The 19,114-nt window shown below is 44.1% G+C and carries 23 protein-coding genes; 10 read left to right on the plus strand and 13 right to left on the minus strand.

The window, feature by feature from the left end:
• Positions 1 to 25: 25 nt before the first annotated feature.
• From IGI69_RS12750 to IGI69_RS12765, 4 genes are read left to right on the plus strand one after another with little or no spacing between them, the layout of a single operon-like run.
• Positions 26 to 1,015, plus strand: coding sequence for an acrylyl-CoA reductase family protein (locus IGI69_RS12750; protein ID WP_074535481.1), 990 nt, complete (start codon positions 26 to 28; stop codon positions 1,013 to 1,015).
• Positions 1,012 to 1,761 (plus strand): phosphopantothenate--cysteine ligase, encoded by a 750-nt coding sequence (gene coaB / locus IGI69_RS12755; RefSeq protein ID WP_438741056.1) that lies wholly within the window; start codon positions 1,012 to 1,014, stop codon positions 1,759 to 1,761. Before IGI69_RS12750 ends, coaB begins: the two co-directional genes overlap by 4 nt.
• A 32-nt stretch (positions 1,762 to 1,793) precedes the next feature.
• On the plus strand, positions 1,794 to 2,351 hold the full coding sequence (coaC, locus tag IGI69_RS12760) for a phosphopantothenoylcysteine decarboxylase (RefSeq protein WP_005228528.1): 558 nt from the start codon (positions 1,794 to 1,796) through the stop codon (positions 2,349 to 2,351).
• 2 nt (positions 2,352 to 2,353) lie between these two features.
• On the plus strand, positions 2,354 to 2,998 hold the full coding sequence (locus IGI69_RS12765; RefSeq protein WP_005228527.1) for an ECF transporter S component: 645 nt from the start codon (positions 2,354 to 2,356) through the stop codon (positions 2,996 to 2,998).
• A gap of 81 nt (positions 2,999 to 3,079) precedes the next feature.
• Here IGI69_RS12765 and IGI69_RS12770 read toward each other — a convergent pair whose 3' ends face one another.
• From IGI69_RS12770 to IGI69_RS12785, 4 genes are all read right to left on the minus strand, one after another.
• Positions 3,080 to 4,294, minus strand: a complete 1,215-nt coding sequence (locus tag IGI69_RS12770; RefSeq protein ID WP_438741058.1) for a hypothetical protein — start codon at positions 4,292 to 4,294, stop codon at positions 3,080 to 3,082.
• Positions 4,295 to 4,411: 117 nt separating this feature from the next.
• On the minus strand, positions 4,412 to 5,296 hold the full coding sequence (gene murB / locus IGI69_RS12775; protein ID WP_438741537.1) for a UDP-N-acetylmuramate dehydrogenase: 885 nt from the start codon (positions 5,294 to 5,296) through the stop codon (positions 4,412 to 4,414).
• Between the two features lie 301 nt (positions 5,297 to 5,597).
• Positions 5,598 to 5,729 (minus strand): hypothetical protein, encoded by a 132-nt coding sequence (locus tag IGI69_RS12780; protein WP_005228524.1) that lies wholly within the window; start codon positions 5,727 to 5,729, stop codon positions 5,598 to 5,600.
• A gap of 222 nt (positions 5,730 to 5,951) precedes the next feature.
• The gene (locus IGI69_RS12785; RefSeq protein WP_438741060.1) at positions 5,952 to 6,077 is read right to left on the minus strand and encodes an AbrB/MazE/SpoVT family DNA-binding domain-containing protein; all 126 of its coding nucleotides are present in this window, start codon (positions 6,075 to 6,077) and stop codon (positions 5,952 to 5,954) included.
• A gap of 213 nt (positions 6,078 to 6,290) precedes the next feature.
• Between IGI69_RS12785 and IGI69_RS12790 the strand changes: the two genes are divergently transcribed.
• Both IGI69_RS12790 and IGI69_RS12795 read left to right on the plus strand, forming a co-directional pair.
• Positions 6,291 to 7,043, plus strand: a complete 753-nt coding sequence (locus tag IGI69_RS12790) for an exodeoxyribonuclease III (RefSeq protein WP_005234144.1) — start codon at positions 6,291 to 6,293, stop codon at positions 7,041 to 7,043.
• 84 nt (positions 7,044 to 7,127) lie between these two features.
• Positions 7,128 to 7,661, plus strand: coding sequence for a 3'-5' exonuclease (locus IGI69_RS12795; RefSeq protein ID WP_438741063.1), 534 nt, complete (start codon positions 7,128 to 7,130; stop codon positions 7,659 to 7,661).
• A 75-nt stretch (positions 7,662 to 7,736) separates the two neighbouring features.
• On the opposite strand, the gene IGI69_RS12800 is transcribed toward IGI69_RS12795, so the two are convergent.
• The 5 genes from IGI69_RS12800 to IGI69_RS12820 form a co-directional block, all read right to left on the minus strand.
• The gene (locus IGI69_RS12800) at positions 7,737 to 8,252 is read right to left on the minus strand and encodes a GNAT family N-acetyltransferase (RefSeq protein WP_438741065.1); all 516 of its coding nucleotides are present in this window, start codon (positions 8,250 to 8,252) and stop codon (positions 7,737 to 7,739) included.
• 16 nt (positions 8,253 to 8,268) lie between these two features.
• Positions 8,269 to 8,793, minus strand: a complete 525-nt coding sequence (locus IGI69_RS12805) for a GNAT family N-acetyltransferase (RefSeq protein WP_010749888.1) — start codon at positions 8,791 to 8,793, stop codon at positions 8,269 to 8,271.
• Complete coding sequence (gene tsaE, locus IGI69_RS12810; RefSeq protein ID WP_438741068.1) at positions 8,786 to 9,259, minus strand: tRNA (adenosine(37)-N6)-threonylcarbamoyltransferase complex ATPase subunit type 1 TsaE; 474 nt, start codon at positions 9,257 to 9,259, stop codon at positions 8,786 to 8,788. Before tsaE ends, IGI69_RS12805 begins: the two co-directional genes overlap by 8 nt.
• A gap of 214 nt (positions 9,260 to 9,473) precedes the next feature.
• Entirely contained in the window at positions 9,474 to 10,457 is a 984-nt protein-coding gene (pta, locus tag IGI69_RS12815) for a phosphate acetyltransferase (RefSeq protein WP_008380699.1), read from the minus strand.
• 141 nt (positions 10,458 to 10,598) lie between these two features.
• Positions 10,599 to 11,288, minus strand: coding sequence for a uracil-DNA glycosylase (locus IGI69_RS12820; RefSeq protein WP_016608882.1), 690 nt, complete (start codon positions 11,286 to 11,288; stop codon positions 10,599 to 10,601).
• A 132-nt stretch (positions 11,289 to 11,420) separates the two neighbouring features.
• Here IGI69_RS12820 and IGI69_RS12825 point away from each other — a divergent pair, with 132 nt between their 5' ends.
• Complete coding sequence (locus IGI69_RS12825) at positions 11,421 to 12,290, plus strand: Cof-type HAD-IIB family hydrolase (RefSeq protein ID WP_010749892.1); 870 nt, start codon at positions 11,421 to 11,423, stop codon at positions 12,288 to 12,290.
• Positions 12,291 to 12,329: 39 nt separating this feature from the next.
• Positions 12,330 to 12,851, plus strand: a complete 522-nt coding sequence (locus IGI69_RS12830) for an LURP-one-related/scramblase family protein (protein ID WP_005228514.1) — start codon at positions 12,330 to 12,332, stop codon at positions 12,849 to 12,851.
• 4 nt (positions 12,852 to 12,855) lie between these two features.
• Here IGI69_RS12830 and IGI69_RS12835 read toward each other — a convergent pair whose 3' ends face one another.
• Positions 12,856 to 13,422 carry a GNAT family N-acetyltransferase gene (locus IGI69_RS12835; protein ID WP_005228513.1) on the minus strand — a complete coding sequence of 189 codons (567 nt, stop codon included), beginning with the start codon at positions 13,420 to 13,422 and terminating at the stop codon, positions 12,856 to 12,858.
• 93 nt (positions 13,423 to 13,515) lie between these two features.
• Positions 13,516 to 13,893 (minus strand): SMU1112c/YaeR family gloxylase I-like metalloprotein, encoded by a 378-nt coding sequence (gene gloA2, locus IGI69_RS12840; protein WP_074535474.1) that lies wholly within the window; start codon positions 13,891 to 13,893, stop codon positions 13,516 to 13,518.
• Positions 13,894 to 14,029: 136 nt separating this feature from the next.
• Here gloA2 and nrdI point away from each other — a divergent pair, with 136 nt between their 5' ends.
• Positions 14,030 to 14,479 carry a class Ib ribonucleoside-diphosphate reductase assembly flavoprotein NrdI gene (nrdI, locus tag IGI69_RS12845; protein WP_005228511.1) on the plus strand — a complete coding sequence of 150 codons (450 nt, stop codon included), beginning with the start codon at positions 14,030 to 14,032 and terminating at the stop codon, positions 14,477 to 14,479.
• Positions 14,480 to 14,520: 41 nt separating this feature from the next.
• The gene (locus tag IGI69_RS12850) at positions 14,521 to 16,170 is read left to right on the plus strand and encodes a MutS-related protein (protein ID WP_086337938.1); all 1,650 of its coding nucleotides are present in this window, start codon (positions 14,521 to 14,523) and stop codon (positions 16,168 to 16,170) included.
• A gap of 67 nt (positions 16,171 to 16,237) precedes the next feature.
• Here IGI69_RS12850 and IGI69_RS12855 read toward each other — a convergent pair whose 3' ends face one another.
• Together IGI69_RS12855 and nadE are read right to left on the minus strand one after the other, a co-directional pair.
• Positions 16,238 to 18,058, minus strand: a complete 1,821-nt coding sequence (locus IGI69_RS12855; protein WP_270277024.1) for an LTA synthase family protein — start codon at positions 18,056 to 18,058, stop codon at positions 16,238 to 16,240.
• A gap of 191 nt (positions 18,059 to 18,249) precedes the next feature.
• Complete coding sequence (gene nadE / locus IGI69_RS12860; RefSeq protein WP_144771352.1) at positions 18,250 to 19,074, minus strand: ammonia-dependent NAD(+) synthetase; 825 nt, start codon at positions 19,072 to 19,074, stop codon at positions 18,250 to 18,252.
• Between the last annotated feature and the right edge of the window lie 40 nt (positions 19,075 to 19,114).

Below are 19,114 nucleotides of genomic sequence, written 5' to 3' on the forward strand. Positions count from 1 at the left end.
ACAAACCATCAAAGGAGTGTCTGAAATGACGAATTTCTCTACCTTTCGTGTCATGAATGAACCAAATTTTACTGCTTCACTCACAACTGCAACTCTTGACGAGCTGCCAGCAGGCGATGTGCTTGTCCGTGTTGATTACTCAGATGTCAATTACAAAGATGCCTTGGCAGCAAAAGAAAATGGCGGCGTGATCCGCACGTATCCGATGACGCCGGGAATCGATTTAGCAGGGGAAGTCGTGGACAGTCAGTCTGCTGATTTTGCCCCAGGCGACCAAGTCTTAGTGACAGGTTATGGCTTAGGGGTTTCTCACCCAGGCGGTTACAGTCAATTTCAACGGGTCCCAGCCGAGTGGCTCGTGAAACGTTCTGCTGGTTTTTCAGCAAAAGACAGTATGACCTATGGCACTGCTGGGTTCACAGCAGCTTTAGCGGTGCAAGAATTAGAACAGCTGCACTTAGCAAAAGACGCTGCTATTTTGGTGACAGGTGCTAGCGGTGGCGTCGGCAGTGTCAGCATTGCTTTATTGAAAAAACTGGGCTATACAAATATAGTGGCGCTATCTCGGAAAACCGATGCGCAATGGTTGTTGGACCTAGGCGCAGCGAAAATCGTCAGTCCTGATGACGTGGTACCAGAAAAGGTCAAACCATTAGCAAAACAAACGTTTGCAGCGGTCATCGATACAGTTGGCGGTCCATTGCTTGCGGCAGTGCTTCCGCAAATCGCGTATGGGGGCGGTGCCTTCTTATGCGGCAATGCTGGTGGGATCAAAATCGAAACGACTGTCTTACCATTTATTTTGCGTGGGATTCGCGTAATTGGGATCGATTCGGTCAATGTTTCCCATGAGATCCGCTCGGCATTATGGGAGAAATTAGCGGGTGAGTGGAATGTGATCGATCAGCTTTACACGAAAGCCATCACTTTGGAAGACTTGCCAGAAACATTGGCAGCTTTATTAGCTGGTACGCACCAAGGACGGACGATCGTTGAGGTGTCACAAGCGCAATGAGAATTTTGATTACGGCTGGCGGTACTTCCGAAAAAATCGATGATGTCCGTGCAATCACGAATCATTCCACGGGCTCACTTGGTCAAGCCATTGCCAAGGAATGGCTGCAATACCCTGAGGTGGCCATCGATTACGTTACGACGAAAACTGCCAAACAACCGCCGACCGATCCACGCGTTACCTGTCATTTCATTGAAGGGACCACGGACTTGTTGACGCAGTTGACCGATTTATTGACGACCCATTCGTATGCTGCTGTGATCCACAGTATGGCAGTCAGTGATTTCACCCCTGCTGCTCATTTTTCAGAAGCAGCGTTTTATGAAGCAATCAACGATGCCCTACCAGCTTATGACAACCAGGTCACTCCGGCATTGATGGCAGACGTGCTCACACAATCTGAAACAACGGCAGGCAAAGTTTCTTCCAATACTGATCATTTGTTTTTAGTGTTGAAGAAAACCCCGAAAGTGATCCAAACCATCAAAGCATTACAGCCGACAACCTTATTAGTCGGATTCAAATTATTAGTAGACGTAGCGGAAGCCGAGTTGTTTGCGGTCGCACGAAAAAGTCTACTGGCTAGCCAAGCGGATTATGTGTTGGCCAACGACTTGACGCAAATTTCTGGAAACCAGCATGTCGGACACCTTTTGACACAAGAAGGACAAATCGGGACTGGCCGCACAAAAGCTGAGATCGCAACCTTGATCGTTGACACATTACGCAATGACCTGCGTGCTTAGCTAGATGTTTTTTTAGAAAAGGAGAAAGAAACATGAAACAAAAACACGTTCTGCTTGGCGTCAGCGGCAGTATCTCTGCATACAAAGCAGCCGACCTAACCAATGAATTAACCAAAAAGGGCTATGCAGTGGATGTCTTAATGACTCAAAACAGCACACAATTTATTACGCCTTTGACGTTACAGTCATTATCCAAACGCCCGATCCATGTCGATGTTATGCAAGAACGTCAACCAGATCGCATCAACCATATTGAACTAGCCAAACAAGCCGATCTTTTCTTGCTCGCCCCAGCCAGTGCCAACAGTATTGGCAAGCTGGCGCATGGGATAGCCGATGATTTGATCTCAACAGTTGCCTTAGCGTTGCCGTTATCCGTTCCCCGCTTGATTGCGCCAGCCATGAATACCGTCATGTACGAAAACCCGATTGTTCAAAGAAATTTGGGGATTTTGAAAGAAGTCGGCTTCCAAGAGATTGAACCCCGTGAAGCGTTACTGGCTTGCGGTGATTTCGGCAGAGGCGCATTAGCAGCAACAGAAACGATTCTTGAAAAAGCATTGACTGCTTTGGAAGTACGGAGTGTCTAACAATGAAAAAAATATCAACTTTTGAACTTGTCTTAACAGCTTTCTTTTTAGGAATCTTGATTCTTTTAGCATCGGTTCCCTTTCTTGGGTTTATTCCCTTAGGACCAATCAATGCGACAACGATGCATATTCCTGTGATCATCGCTTCTATTGTATTGGGACCTCGGATCGGCGGCTTTTTAGGCGGCGCCTTTGGGATCATCAGTATGGTGCGTTCGACCTGGATCATCACCCCGCTTTCTTTTGTCTTCTCCCCTTTCGTACCGATTTATGGGAGTGATCAAGGAAGCTGGAAAGCGATCCTCGTAGCGTTGATTCCTCGTATTTTGATTGGTGTCGTTCCTTACTTTGTGTACAAAGGCTGTCAAAAAATCTGGAAAAACAAACAGCAAAGTCTTTCGCTACTGATTGCTGGTGTCGCTGGAGGCTTGACGAATACGATCCTGGTAATGAACTTGATCTACTTCTTGTTCCAGCAAGAATATGCGGAGGTTGTGGGGAAAGCTGGCAATGCTGTCTATGCAGCGATTTTGGGTGTAATCTTCGCCCAAGGTGTACCTGAAGCCATTGTAGCGGGAATCGCCACGATGGCAGTTGGAACCGTCCTTTTGCGCTTAGTCATGAACCGCAAAAAAAATCGTATCTAAAAAAATCGTATCTAAAAAAATAGCGACCGCCCAAAGTTAGCTTTTTGGCTAACTTAGGCGGTCGCTTCCCTTTTGAGTGACTCATAGACTTTGTGTCACTTGGAGTGCTTCGACAAGCTCTTGATACTGCTCTTGGGTCAAGTACTCTTCATAAAATGTCAGATAATCATCGATATCTGCTTGGGTCAAATAAGGCAGCTCTTGCTTGATTTGCAGCAGCAGTTCTTCAAACTCCTCATCCGTCAGCATATAAGAAGACCAATCATCGGCTTCATCATAGCTATCCCAGTACTCATCATCATTTTCATACCCATCGTCATAGCTGTCATCCCAACCATAATCATAGGGAGAAAACAATTCTTCTGGGTCAATCAATTCTTCCGCTGTAGGGATTGCAACAGCAGTATCACTTTTCTTCCCTGTAAAAGTCACCGTGGCTCCGATAGTGGTTTGCAGCTCATCCGCTTGCACGAAGTGAAAAGCCATTTTCTGCTGATTTGTTTTCGTATTGACGGTCATGGTTAAGTCAAACTGCTCGACTTCTTCCAACATCGTTTCTAATTCGGCGACTTGCTTTTGATCGGCGCCGTGTTCTTGGGCATAATCTGCATAATCTGCCAATTCTTCTTTGGTAAACGTGTGACTGATCGTATCTCCATCTCTTTTGAAAGCATCTGGTTCAAAGGTTTTCAAATAGTCTGCAAACGTCTCATTATGAAAAAGACTGTTCATGGTAAAGAGGTTTTCAGGCTCTTTTTCTGCTTCGGTTGTCCCCTCGCCGTCCTCTGCAAAAGTTCCTTCGCCAAAGTAAGAATCTAAGGTTTCTTGATCGATGCGCAGGTATTTGCCTTCATATTCCGCAGCGTCTGGTTTTGTCCCATAACTGTCACTACCAAATGCGCTGATATACCCTTGCAGTGTTTCATAGATTTCAGCTGACACATACGCTTCTTGTTTTTCTGGATCGACGATCAGCTTGATCGGCAGCTCCTGCCCCCCAAAAGCGACTGCCAGATTGAGTAAAATCGCTTTGGTTTCTTTGTCCTGGACGAAGTCCCCTTTAAATGACGAGCCGACTAACTGTGACATCAACATAGAGGCATACCTATCGGCTTCTTGACCGTATTCGCTGCTGCTGCCCATCTCAAAGGTATCGATCGTCGCTTGGAATTCACCAGCATTCGCTGCTTGCTGATTCGTCAACTGTTCGGCAAACTGTTCTTGCGGTAATTTCGTACAACCGCCGAAAAGAAAGGCGAACCCAACAAACAAAATGACGCGTCCCCACTTTTTCATCCTGCTCACTCCTTTTCGTTTATTGTACCGAAGACTTAGAAAGCTTACAAACCTAAGCTCTTTTTTATCAGCTCTCATAAAAAAAAGACTGCCCCTCAGGACAATCTTTTTGCTATTCTATTCTTCGCCGATGATTCGGACTTCTGTTTCTAAGGTGACATCAAAGGTTTCTTTGATGACTTGTTGGATATGAGCGATCAGTTCAACGTAATCCGTTGCAGTGGCTTGATCGACATTCACGATAAAGCCCGCATGTTTTTCCGAAATTTGGGCTCCGCCCCATTTCAATCCTTGTAAGCCTGCATCTTGGATCAGCTTGCCGGTAAAATGACCGAGTGGACGTTTAAAGACACTCCCACAAGAGGGGTATTCTAGCGGTTGCTTCAATTGCCGCAATTCTGTCAGTTCATCCATCCGCTTTTTAATTTGCTCTTGATCGCCTTTTGCTAAATCAAAGCGACTGCTTAAAATGATCATCTTTTGCTCTTGTAATTTGCTATGACGATAAGCAAATTCCATTTCTTCCTTGGTATAAGTCACGATTTGACCATTAGCCAGCAAAACGTCGCAGGACGCAAAGACATCTTGGATTTCGCCATCATAGGCGCCAGCATTCATAAAGACGGCACCGCCGACACTGCCAGGAATCCCGCAGGCAAATTCAAAACCAGTCAACGATTCATGCAAAGCGACATAGGTGGTATCGATCAACTTTGCTCCAGCATCGACGATCAAAGAAGTGCCGTCCACCACGATTTGGTTCATTTCTGATAGCATGATCACCACGCCACGAATACCACCGTCACGGACGATCAAGTTGCTGGCATTTCCTAAGACGATCCAAGGAATCGCTTGTTCTCGGCAATAATCAAGCAGCTGTTTGGCTTCATCTGCTGTTTTGGGAAAAGCCAAAATGTCTGCCGGTCCACCAGTTTTTGTATACGTATAGTTCAATAAGGGTTCATCTTTTAATAAGGCAATTTCAGGGAATTGCGCAATCATCAAGTCTTTATTCACGAGAAGGTTTCCTTTCACAATAAACATCTCACTTATTTTAGCATGTTCAAGGAAAAGTTGCTACCTCTGGTGAATCAAAGAAAAGCTTAATGGTCGAATGACCCATAAGCGCCTCTTTTCGAATGACCTGATTAATAAAGAGTAAGCTTCAAAAAAAGTGTTTTGTTATTTCAGATAATCGTTCTTTCATCTCCGTAGTGACTTTATCGACTACTTCTAAGTTGCTGCGATGCAAGAAGTCCACACTGCAAATATGCTGACAAAGAATCGTCCCTTGAACTTTACTTTATTGTGTTTCGGTAACTGTTTGAAACGCATTCGATCGAGCAAATTTTTCTTCTACATATTTTTTTGAGCTACTGAGTGGCATCACTAAGATGGTATTGAAACTCTTGTTATAATAATCATTACTAACCACTACACACGGTCTTTTTTTGCCATTTCATTTCCTTTGGTGGGATTTAAGTCAATAAAAGAATATCTCCTTGCCTTACCATTCAATGTTCTCCTCACCTAAATCTTTTTCAAAAAACATCTCACCTGTGTCAAATTTTCCCATTTCTTCTATGATCGCTAATTCTTGTTTCCAAAAAGCTTCAAAAGAAGGTGCTGCATTTTCGCCTCTTACCTTGATCTCACCTTATGGGGTAAATTCAAAAATTACCCAGTGATTCTCTTTTAGGCCTAGTATTTGCCGCACACTTTTTGGAATAGTTATTTGATTTTTCGAAGTCATTTTCGCTGAAACTTGCGCTTTGATCGTCATGAAACTGCCCCCTTTTCAAAATGACTGTATCATAAAATGGAAGTAAGCGTAAGGAGCCATCGTTCCTTTTCCGTACTACAAACGAATTTTCTCTAGCATCCAAATTTATTTCTCATTCTTCCTCCTTGTTTTCCTCATTCCGCTCACTTGCTTTGCGCTTCTGGCTTTTTTAGGTAAAATGGGAGGCGTAGTGGAAAATAAGGAGGAGTCTCAATGAAATTTATTTCTTGGAATGTGAATGGTTTACGGGCCATCGTTAAAAAAAATTTTTCTGAAGTGTTTGAAGCCCTCGATGCTGATTTCTTTTGTTTACAAGAAACAAAGCTGCAAGAAGGTCAGATCGAATTGGATTTACCAGGCTATCATCAATACTGGAATTATGCGGAGAAGAAAGGCTATTCTGGCACAGCAATTTTCGCAAAAGAACCTGCACTATCGGTCCGTTATGGATTAGGAATCGAAGAACATGATACGGAAGGTCGCGTCATCACGCTGGAGTATCCTGAATTTTTCTTGATTACTTGCTATACACCGAATTCCCAAAATGAATTGCGCCGCTTGGATTATCGCATGACTTGGGAAGATGCCTTTTTGGCTTACTTGACTGAATTGAAACAACAAAAGCCAGTGATTCTCTGCGGTGATTTGAATGTTGCCCATAAAAATATCGACATCAAAAATTGGAAAACCAATCAAAAAAGTGCTGGGTTTACACCTGAAGAACGGGAAAAGTTTTCGACTCTTTTGGCTGCTGGCTTTACCGATACGTTCCGCTATTTCTATCCAGATGCAGAAGGTATTTATTCTTGGTGGAGCTACCGTTTCAACGCTCGCAAAAACAATGCTGGCTGGCGCATCGATTACTTTGTCGTTTCGGATGACTTAAATGAGCGCTTGCTAGACGCCAAGATCCATACAGATATCATTGGCAGTGACCATTGTCCGGTGGAACTGGATCTCAACTAACCGTAAGAAAACTTCAGTTTTTCTTAACGTTTGTTCGCTTTTCATTCTTTGATTTTGTGCTAGAATGGCAATGAGGTGAGTCTGATGAATTTTATCGCAATGGACTTTGAAACAGCAAATTATCAAAAGCATAGTGCCTGTTCCCTTGCACTAGTCATGGTACAAGATAGCAAAATCGTGGGCGAATATTACACATTGATCCAACCGGAAACGGAATTTTTTTGGAAAAACATTCAAATTCATGGCATCCGTCCAGAAGATGTACAAGAAGCGCCTAAGTTTCCTGACGTATGGAAACAAGTCCAACAATATTATCAACTGAACAGTTTGATCGTTGCGCATAACGCTGGTTTTGATACTGGAGTTTTGGCGGGATGTCTTGATTATTATGGGTTGTCACAACCAAATTATCTTTCCTTATGCACGGTGCGAACGAGCCGCAAGCTGTATCCAGAATTTACGAATCACAAATTAAACACGGTTTGTGAGCAATTACAGATTCCTTTACTAAACCACCATGATGCACTAGAAGATAGTCGGGCATGTGCCCAAATCTTATTGCGTCAAGAAGAAGAATTTGGTATCGATCCATTAAAAAAATTGGTTTTAGTCAAATAAATAAGAACGTGCGTCCTAAAGTCAGCATTGCGCTAGCCTTTAGGACGCACGTTTTCATTTAAGGAAGGATTCATTTTAAGTCAGATCGATCCAATAATGACAGATTATAGCGCCATCTTCAGGATCAATGACTTTTTCTGTCAATTTACCACCGTTGTTTTCAATGACTTTGGTGGAGGCGCGATTAGCTTCTTCACAGGTTACTAACACGTTGTTCAAGCCAAATTGTTTGGCCTTTACCAATGACTGTGCCAGCATTGCCGAGCCGATGCCTTGCTTTCGATGGTCTGGGTGCACTGAATACCCGATGTGTCCACCAATTTGGCGCAAATACGCATTAAGTGTCAGACGCAGATTCAAGAGACCGACCACTTTTTGATCTTGGATAGCCAGATAGGTACGGGCGGGAACGAATCCTTCTGGTACCGTTTCTGCTGTTTTAAAATCCACCAATCCCTCTAGCCAGTCTTTGGCTGTGGGACTTTCTACAAGTCCTGCCCCACCGTGGATGACTTCTTGATTCTTCTCGAACGCTTGCCGATACGCTTCGATTTGATCGCAGTCTGCGATCGTCGGTTCCCGAAACTCCATTTCCTTCACTCCTTTTTTATGATTCAAAAAGACGTGCCATCATCAAGACGTCAACTTTTTGCCCCTCGCGGGTTTGCACCGCTTCTTTCATACAGCCTTCTGTTAAAAAACCAAATTTTTGATACAGATGGATCGCCCGTAAATTTCTCGCTTGAACGGTCAACTCGATGCGGGTCAATTCGCCAACTTCTACTACCCAGTCCAGTAATTCTTCAATCAGGAGCGAACCTAAGCCCAAGCCCCAATAGTCTTTTAAAATCGAGATACCGATCTCCCCGACATGGGCTAATTGCCACTCTTCATGGCCTTTGACTGATGCCATGGCGATCAATTGTTCTTGATCAAATGCCAACAACAGCAAATAGTCGTCCCGTTCATAGATAGCGTCCAGCTGTTCTGCCAATAAGGCTTCTGGCAACGCCAAGCCGCTTTCGTCCATCAAGAGAAAATCCGTTTCTTCTCCTAGCTGTTGACTGACTGCTAACACAGCTTTGGCATCAGCACCCGTGGCTTCTTTGATCTGTAATTGGATCTCACTCATGGGCTGCCTGCCATTTTGTTGTGATCCGTTGCAAAAAGGCGATTGCTTTGGTGCCATATGCATGACATTTCACAAGACGTTTTTGTTCATCTGTATCATCTTTTTCCAAAATCAGTTCTAAATAATCCTCTGGCAGGGAGGCTTCTAAGAGATTGCCCCATTCGATCACACACAAGCCATCCCCTTCGAAATAATCATCCAGTCCTAAATCTTCTGCACCGTATTCCACCCGATAGACATCCATATGATACAGCGGTAGCCGCCCATTGGTATATTCACGAATGATCGTATAGGTCGGACTTTTGATCAGTTGCTCGATTCCTAGCCCCAAGGCGATGCCTTTCGTCAAGGTTGTTTTGCCAGCACCTAAATCGCCCGTCAATACCAGATTATCCCCTGGCTCGGCTGCCTCTCCAATGATTTTTGCAAATGCTGCGGTTGCTTCTAAGTCGTTAATGGTAAACATAGTCCCCATCCTTTGATCAATCTAATTTACTAGTTGCTAGTATAGCTTGTTTTTCAAGGAATTGTAAAGAAGGAGCTTAGGGAAAATTTCCCGACGATCACTGGATCGTTGCTTTTGCGTCCCCTTCCTCCTTTGCTGCCCTCAACTTTCCAAGAGCAAAACAAAAAACTGACCCTCAAGGGATCAGTTTTTCATCAGTGCAGCAATTGGCTGCTTATTTTTCCATTAGTGTTTGTGCCGCAGTAATGATTGATAATTTGTAGACATCTTCTTCATTTGAACCACGAGACAAATCAGAGATTGGTTTGTTCAATCCTTGTAAGATTGGTCCAATCGCTTCAAAGTTACCGAAACGTTGGGCGATCTTGTAGCCAATGTTTCCTGATTGTAAATCTGGGAAAACAAAGACGGTTGCTTTACCTGCTACTTCAGATTCAGGAGCTTTCAATTGCGCAACTGCTGAGATATACGCAGCATCGAATTGCAATTCTCCATCGATTTGGTATTCTGGTGCCAATTCTTTGGCGATTTTTGTTGCTTCAACGACTTTATCTACTTCTGGTGCTTTCGCAGACCCTTTCGTTGAGAAGCTTAACATAGCAACTTTTGGATCGATTTCAAATAATTCAGCGGTTTTCGCTGAGTCAACAGCGATTTCTGCCAATTCTTGTGCATTTGGGTTTACATTGATGGCACAGTCTGAGAACAAGTATTTTTCTTGGTCACGACCACGAACCATTAGGAAAGCACCACTTGTACGGCTCACACCTGGTTTTGTTTTGATGATTTGTAAAGCGGGTCTTACTGTATCACCCGTAGAATGGATCGCTCCTGAAACCATTCCTTCTGTAATGCCCATGTAAGTCAACATTGTACCGAAATAGTTGACATCTTTTAAGATTTCTTCTGCTTGTTCTTTCGTTGCTTTGCCGTTGCGGCGTTCCACAAAAGCTTCAACCATTTCATCCCAACGATCATAATTTTCAGGATCTAAAATTTCAAAGTTTGATACGTTGATTCCGCGAGCTTCCGCTGCTTTTTCGATTTCAACCGGGTTACCGATCAAAACAGGTTCAATCAATTCTTCTGAACGTAAACGGCTAGCAGCACCTAGGATACGAGGATCTGTTGCTTCAGGAAAAACGATTTTGATATGACGACGCACGATTTTAAATTTTAAACTTTCGAATAATTCCACGGGTAAAGACCTCCAGTTTTTTTATACCCTTCCATTGTACAATAATTGCGAAAAAAAGAACAGATAAAAATCCTGTATTAGTCGATTATTTTAAATATCGTTACCTTTTTCACAAATTCACTCATTCTAAATAACACAGTTTTACAACTGTGTTATTTTTTCTGGCAACGCCCAGGAAATCGGTTCTTCCCCTAACGCTAGCAATGCTTGATTGATCTTAGAAAAAGGCTTCGAACCAAAGAATCCTCGATGCGCTGATAACGGACTTGGATGAGGCGCTGTTATAATAATATGCTTGCTGGTATCTAGCAAAGCGGCTTTCTTTTGGGCGGGTTTGCCCCAAAGCACAAAAATGACCGGTTCTTCTCGTTGATTCAATTTTTCGATGATCGTATCAGTCAGCTGCTCCCAGCCATGTCCATGATGTGAATAGGCTTGCCCTTCACGTACTGTCAACACGGTATTCAACAATAAGACCCCTTGTTGCGCCCAAGGTACGAGATAACCGTGGGACACAGGTGGAATCCCTAAGTCATCAGCTAATTCTTTGTAAATATTCCGCAACGAAGGCGGTATTTTGACCCCCGGCTGTACGGAAAACGACAGTCCGTGGGCTTGGTGAGGGCCATGATAAGGATCTTGACCTAAGATGACAACTTTTACGTCATGGTATGGTGTCAGTTTTAAGGCTTCATAAATATGATCCATTGCTGGATGGATCGTTTGCTGGGCATATTCTTGTTTTAAGAAAGCCCGTAGTTGTTGGTAGTACGGCTGCTCAAATGATTCCTGCAATTGTTCTTGCCAATCATTGTCCAATAGTCGTTTCATGGCGAATCTCCTTTGTTTTCTTCTAGGATAACAAATCCCTCCCCTTAGAAACAAGAATTACTCTTCGAAAGAAAAAAAATGCGCGATTTATGGTACACTATTTGTAGAAACGATTAAGAAAGGACGCTGACAATGATCAAATTAATTGCTTCTGATATGGATGGTACGCTTTTAAATGCTAGTATGCAGATTTCAGAAGAAAATATCCAAGCAATCAAATATGCCCAATCCAAAGGAATCGAATTTATGGTCGCAACTGGCCGTAACCGCAAAGAGGCTTTGCCGCCGCTGCAAGAAGCCGGGATCGACTGTGCAATGATCACCTTGAATGGTGCCCAAGTCTACGACGAAGCGGGCAATTCATTATTCACTGTGCCCATCAGCCATGAACAAACTCGTTCGTTGATCGACCTACTAAAAGAAAACGACATCTATTTTGAGATCTCCACGAGCAACGGGATCTATTCGGAAAGCCAAACACGTCGGATCGAAAATTTTGCGATCCACACGGCAGAAGCAATGCCCCATTTAACCCATAAGATGGCGATTGCTATGACAGCAGCCCGTTTAGAATTTTTACCGATCAATTATGTCGATGATTTCAGTGAGTTGTTTTCGATCGAAGAATTAGAATTTTTGAAAGTGATCTGCTTCCATCAAGATGGTGCGCGGGTATTGGGTCCTATCACGAAAATCATCGATGGGTACGGCGATCTAGTGGTGACTTCTTCTGGACAAAACAATATTGAGATCAACCATCGAAACGCGCAAAAAGGAATCGCAGTGGCGCATGTCGCTAAGGATCGGATGATCTCACTGGAGGAAGTGATGACGATCGGTGACAACTTAAATGACGTAAGTATGCTGCAACTGGCAGGCGTTAGTTTTGCAATGGGAAATGGCGAGTTAGAGGTAAAAGAAGCCGCGAAGTATTTGACGGACACCAATATTGAGTCTGGTGTCGGCAAAGCGATCGTTCGGGCAATTGATGAAAATCTTTAAATCACGCAGCTTTTTGGGGATACATGAGGAGGCGTAAGTATGTCAGAATTTTTCATCCAAGACAGACAACTTAGCAGAGTCACACGTACCATTGTCAAAGATGAAACAGGCAAATCACTGTTTTTAATGGTGGGCCGCTGGGGAACTAAGGGCGATGCTCTTTCCCTTTACCGCTTGAATGGACAAATGGTCGCTAGTATCAAACAAATCAGCTTTACTTTTGGTACACGCTTTGAGATCTACAAAGACTTTGAGAAAGTCGGTACACTGCAAAAAATCTTTAACTGGCCAGGTGATTTCTACTATATCCAGCAGCTTCACTGGGCGGTCCACGGCGATATCTATAATCATCGCTATGGGATCCATCATTTCAATAAAAAGATTATGGAGATGGACAAAGCGACCTTGTTGACGGGGGATTATTATGTACTGGATGTTGTCGATGACCGGGATGCGCCGGTCTGCATCTGTATTGCGGCCGTCATGGATTACTGGCTGTACAATCGGCACCGCAAAAAAGACCATCCTCTTGAGCTTCGACTAACAAATGGAACCAGCTGAAAAATCAGCTGGTTCTTTTTTGCATATGGTCGTAAAGATGGCCACTGATCTCTCTTTGGGCCACGACTTCAAAGCCGTGCTTTTCATAGAGCCGCTTCGCATGGGGATTTGCTCGGTCAACACTCAAGCCGATCACCTCATAACCATCTCTAGAAGCAATTTTCGGCAATGCTTCTAACAAGGCTGAGCCGACGCCTTTGCCCCGAAATTTCTCAGCCACACAGATGGTATCTAAGTACCATTCATTTGGTAAAGTCTCTTCATCGATAAACAGCTTCATGTCTTTACTCAAACCGTACTGTTCCAGCACTTTATCTAGAGGCTGATCGATCGTCGCCTCTTCTTTGTCTGGATATCCAAAGGCGACGCCAGCAACTTCTCCGTCGATCTCATTGACTAGCGCACGGCGAAAGCCGTAACGATAATCGGGTTCTAGCATGGCATCTGCCAAGATCTCTAAGGTCTTGGCTTCTCCGATCTCTTTGACAAAGGGCAATTCCATATCCTTTAAAATGACTAAAACGAGTTCAGCCATGACAAAGCGATCTTCTTTTTTTGCAAATCTTATCACGTTTTCTCCTCCTTACTTCTATACATAGAATAACAATTCTCTCAAGAAAAACCAAGTTGAATCGACAAAGGATCCACACAAAGTTTTCCTTATTTATTCATGCAATTCCAACGGCAAGCCGTCTGGATCTTGGAAAAAGGTCATTTTCTTATTCGTAAAGGTATCGAAACGAATCGGTTCACACGCAATTCCTTTGGCGGCTAACTTTGCTACGACTGCTTCAATATTTTCCACCGCAAATGCCAAATGCCGCAAGCCAGCTGCTTCGGGGAAACTTGGTCTTGCTGGTGGGTTTTCCACCACAAACAGTTCTATTTCTGATTCCCCAAAGCGCAAGTCGATTTTTACATCTTTCTTTTCTGGGCGCGCATGTTCACGAATCACTTCAAAGCCTAATTTCTCTACATAAAATTCTATGGTCTGCTGGTAATCACTGGCGATGATCGCCACATGATGCATTTTTGAAAACATTATTGCCACTCCTTTGTATTGGACTCCTCTCTCAGTTTAAAGCCTTTGGCTGCATTTTACTAGAAAAGACTGCCGAAGTTCTCCTCTTTTCATAAATGGTTTCTGTTATACTAGAAAGCGGAAGGTGATGAAAAAAATGAAACTACTTTATATTTCAATCTCTGGAAATACCCGTGCATTCGTCAACCGCTTGTTGGCCTATGCGGATCAGCAAGACACTCCGAGTACTTGGGAAGCCAAAGAAATTCATGACAATAGTGTCTTTGAACAAGAAGACGAACCTTATGTGGTTTTTGTCCCTACCTATTTAGAAGGTGGAAATGGCGTCGATAACGGCGATCAGGAGATTCTCACAGAAACCATGCGGGAATACATTGACTATGAAAACAACGCAGCTCTTTGCTTAGGCGTGATCGGCAGTGGCAACAAAAACTTCAATTATCAATATTGCTTGACCGCAAAGCAATATGCGGAGCAATTTTCGATCCCGTTCTTAGCGGATTTCGAGCTGCGAGGCACGACCCAAGATATTGAACGGATCTATGCTTGTTTGAAAGAAATCGATCCTGCCCACAGCAACACTTAGCTTTAGCCAGCATTCATTAGCCATTAGGAGGACTTTTGCATATGGAACCACAAACGATGGTCATTTTGATCATACTCGCCAGCATTCTCATCTTGACCGCACTAGATATCTGGAATCGATACAAAGTACGCCGTTACGTTCGGCTGGCTTGGGGAAAGCTTCCCCGTCAGCCCCGCTTTGATAAAGAAGCGAGTTTGAAAAAGGCTTGGCTGACTGAGAAGAAGTTTCACGATTTTGATAGCGAGGTCGATGACATCACTTGGTATGACTTGGATGGCTTTTCGTTGTTTGAGTCCATTAATCTGACGTTTTCCAGTGTTGGTTCAGAAGCGTTGTACCAGCAGTTACGCAATTTTCGCTTCAGGACGGACAAACAGCTGACCAAATTGATCGACTTTTTTGCTGCTGACAGTGCTGCACGCGAACAATCCCAATATACGTTTGCTCGTTTAGGAAAACAAGATGATAATTTTTCGAAAGCCTACTTGGCCAATGAAGCTGCGCAATCGATCGGTTCTCTGCCTTTCTTTGTCTTTTTAGGTGTGCTGCCGTTAGTCGGCATCTTGCTGCTCCTGCTGGGGTTTGTCCAAGGCATCCTGTTGACGTTGGTTAGTGTCGTTTTCAATACGATCTATTACTCCATCAAAAAAGCCAAGCTGGAAACAGAACTGAACAGCATGCGCTATTTGGTTCAAACGATTGCCTGTGGCAGTCAGATCGCTAAAATCAACACGCCCCTCCAAGATGAGATCAAACAATCCTTGGCACCATTAAAAAAGATCACTCGTTTCGCTTTCTCGTTTCGTGCCAAAAACGGCAGCGAAGGAGATATGTTGTTTGAATACATCAATATCATTTTTATGCTGCCGTTTATTTCCTATCAAACGGTCACTACTACCCTGGCAAAGCACCAACAAGCAGCCATCGATCTGTGGAATTTGCTGGGAAAATTGGAAGTCGCAGCCGCCATTTTAAATTTTCGCACGTATATGCCCATCACTTGCCTACCGACCTTCCAAACAAGCGGAGGTGTACAAGCAACAGGTACGTATCACCCGCTTCTAAGTGAAGCAGTCATGAATGATGTTGCTTGGACCCACAATACCCTCGTGACTGGCTCCAATGCCTCGGGCAAATCGACGTATGTCAAAAGCATCGCCATCAATTGCATTTTGGCACAAACGATCCAGACAGCAGTTGCCGAAACTTTTACGATGGTTCCCGGTCACGTCATTACCTCGATGGCTGTTGAAGATGATTTATTTGAAGGCGACAGCTATTTCGTGGCGGAGATCAAATCCATCAAACGCCTGCTAGACACCGTTGCCACGAACCAGCGCTGCTATTGTTTTGTTGATGAGATTTTAAAAGGAACCAATACGGTGGAACGGATCGCTGCTTCTGCCAGCATCATCCATTGGCTGCGAGCCTACCCATCATTGGCATTTGTCGCCACTCATGATATTGAGCTGACTGAAATATTGAAAAATGACTGCTGCAACATCCATTTTTCTGAACAAGTCACGGAAGATGACGGCATCTCCTTTGATTACAAGGTCAAATCCGGTCCTGCCTTGAGCCGCAATGCAATCGCCCTCTTAAAAGTCATGGGCTACCCTGAAACGATCGTTCAAGACGCCTATGCCGCCGCCAATGATTTTGATCAAAACCGTAAATGGCAGGATTTATAACTTCATACAAACAAAAGCGCCTTATCCTGTGACTAACACTGGGATAAGGCGCTATTTTACGTTTCAGTTAGTCAAACAAACCAGTCGTTAAACTGTATTGCTCTCCTTGTAACACATCGTATTGGATCAAATTGTAGGCATCATAGATTTCTTGGGCTTCTTGATCCAATGCAAGGGTCGTCTGCCATTGCCCGCCTTGATAGTATTGACCCATTTCAAAAGCCGGCAGCTCATCTTGCAAGGCCAATAACAACTGGTAAAACCCGCTCGTTGGTTGGTCACTGGCTTCTAATAGGTTCGGCGCAAAGTAAAAGGGACTTGTTACAGGTACATCTTCTGGGGCAAAATTTCCTTGCGAATCGACCATCAAAAACTCCGTTTCATGCAGGGCAGCCGTTTCATTTTGCTCCTTGATCTCATCGGCATAAATGCCTGGTAAATGATCCCCCCAAAAGACGACCAGCGTTCGCCGATCCAGCTGCTCTAATTCAGCTACAAAGTTTTTCAACGCTGTACTGCTGTAGGAGATATCCTGCAGGTAGTTTTCCAAAGAAGCCATATTGCCCGGACCGCTTGCTTGGTAATTCAAGGTATCGTATTTGCCAGCATACGGCATATGGGTCTGCATCGTCACTAAATGGACAAATTGCGGTTGCTGATCGTTTTCCAACAATGCCAGCACTTCTTTGTAGGCCGCCTCATCAGAAATATAAGGATTATTTTCGATTTTGTCGGTATAGGTCATCGTCTCTTGATCGATAAACTGTTCAAACCCCATCACGCCATAGACATCCTTGCGTTTGTACATCGATGTATCGTAAGGATGGATCGCCGTTGCCGTATACCCGGACTGTTCCAAGAAAGAAACCAAGGATGGCAGTTGCGTCAATTTCGGCACCAGCATCGTGTAAGGCGTTGTCATCTGTGGATTCAATAGGCCCATGGCAAAACCAGTCAACGCTTCAAACTCGATGTTTGCCGTACCGCCCCCATAATTTTGCGAAAGCATTTTTCCACTGATGGTTTGATCGGCGACGTGGTAATAGTCTTTCAACGGATCGCCGGTGATCGACAAGCCATTTAAATGGCTCGGGTCGGAAAAGCTCTCGCTCATCACATAGACGATATTTGGTGCTTCACTTTCACGGTCTTGATTTTTCTCCGCAGCCTGTGCATTGTAGGTGTCCGCAATCGCTTGGATCGCTTCTTTTGAATACCCCTCAGGCTTCGTCATGGCATCTACCCGCAGGTTGTACAAAAACCCACCGATAAATCCCGTATTGTAGTAGTTCATTTTTTGTGAATACGGAATCCAGAGCGCCGTCTGATTGTAAGCTTTGCGTAAAAGGTTGTTGCTGTCATTGAAGTGAGAAACATAGACTAAGCCCAGCGAGCATACGACCAGCACCGCTCCTCGCATCACTTGCAAACGCAGGTTTAATTTGCGGCTGCGATAGATACTCCAGCCGATCGCCCCGATCGCCGCCAGAGCAAAGAGGATGGCTACGAAAAAGGCGCCATTGCCGATCATGGTTCGTAGAAGGTCGAATTGAGTGACCATCTTTAAATCATCGGGATAGATTGGTTCTTGGCGATAGACCATCTTTGTGTGGTTGGCATATCCTAAGATTCCGATGACGACACTATAAAAGACGCCTCCGATCAGTACCGAACCTGCCAAGCTGGCAAACACCCCATACACCAGCAGTAGCACCCCACAAGCCAAGAAAAACTTTGCTGTATGCCACGAAAAGGCAAATTTCAGAGCTAATTCAACGGAAAGATTGTTTTGACACCATTGCAAATATAAATTACTGAAAATGATCAACAGGACGATGGCGATGCCTTTTAATGCGATCTTCAGATAAGGATGGCTATTTATTTTCACGAAGGAACATTCCTCCTTTTCTACACGTTCTAGGTACCCTCGTATTTTATGCTTTCGAGGCAAGAAAGTAAAGCCGAGGCAAGAAGCTTTTGTTATTTTTAAAGAAAGCAAGCCTCATAAAAAAAGAGTCTAAGGTTTCTTGCCCCTAGACTCTTCTTTCTATCCGAATGGAACTCAATCACTGGTTTCGTTTATTTCCAAAAATCATCAAAAATCGTGACGGGCAAGTGGCGTTTGTGTTGCGTTTTGTTCCACCAGTTTTCAATGGTTTGTTGGGCTTCAGCCGAAATTTCCTTGCCTTCTAAATAGTCATCGATGTCGTTGTAGGTCACTCCTAAAGCTGCTTCATCTGCCACTAAAGGTTTGCCATCTTCCAAGTCCGCAGTTGGGACTTTTGTATACAACGCTTCTGGCGCGCCTAAGTATTGCAAGAGTTGGCGGCCTTGGCGTTTGTTTAAACGAAACAGTGGTAAGATATCGGCACCGCCATCGCCGTATTTCGTAAAGAAGCCGGTGATATTTTCAGCAGCGTGATCCGTACCCAGAACAGCTCCTGCTTTTTCACCCGCAATGGCATATTGCGTAATCATCCGTTGACGGGCTTTGATATTGCCTTTATTAAAGTCAGAAACCGCTAAGCCTGCTTCTTCCACCGCTTGCACTTGGGCATCGACGGCGGTTTTGATGTTTACCCGCAGCTCAATATCTGGTTTGATAAATTCAATGGCTTTTTTTGCATCTTCTTCATCTGCTTGTTCCCCATAAGGTAAGCGTACCCCTATGAACTGATAGTTGGGATTCCCAGTTTCGCTGCGCATTTCCTCCATCGTCAATTGCGCAAGCCGTCCAGCTAACGTCGAATCTTGTCCACCACTGATCCCCAAGACAAACGTATGCAAGAACGGATTCTTTTGCAGATACGCCTTTAAAAAATCAATACTCTTACGAACTTCTTCTTTCGGATCGATGGTCGGTAAGACTCCTAATTCTTTGATAATTTCTTGTTGCATGGTCATAGAAACGCCTCCTCTTATTTTTTGAAGCAGCTGACTGATC

This window comes from Enterococcus sp. DIV1083b, assembly GCF_051713705.1.
GTDB lineage: Bacteria > Bacillota > Bacilli > Lactobacillales > Enterococcaceae > Enterococcus_D > Enterococcus_D casseliflavus.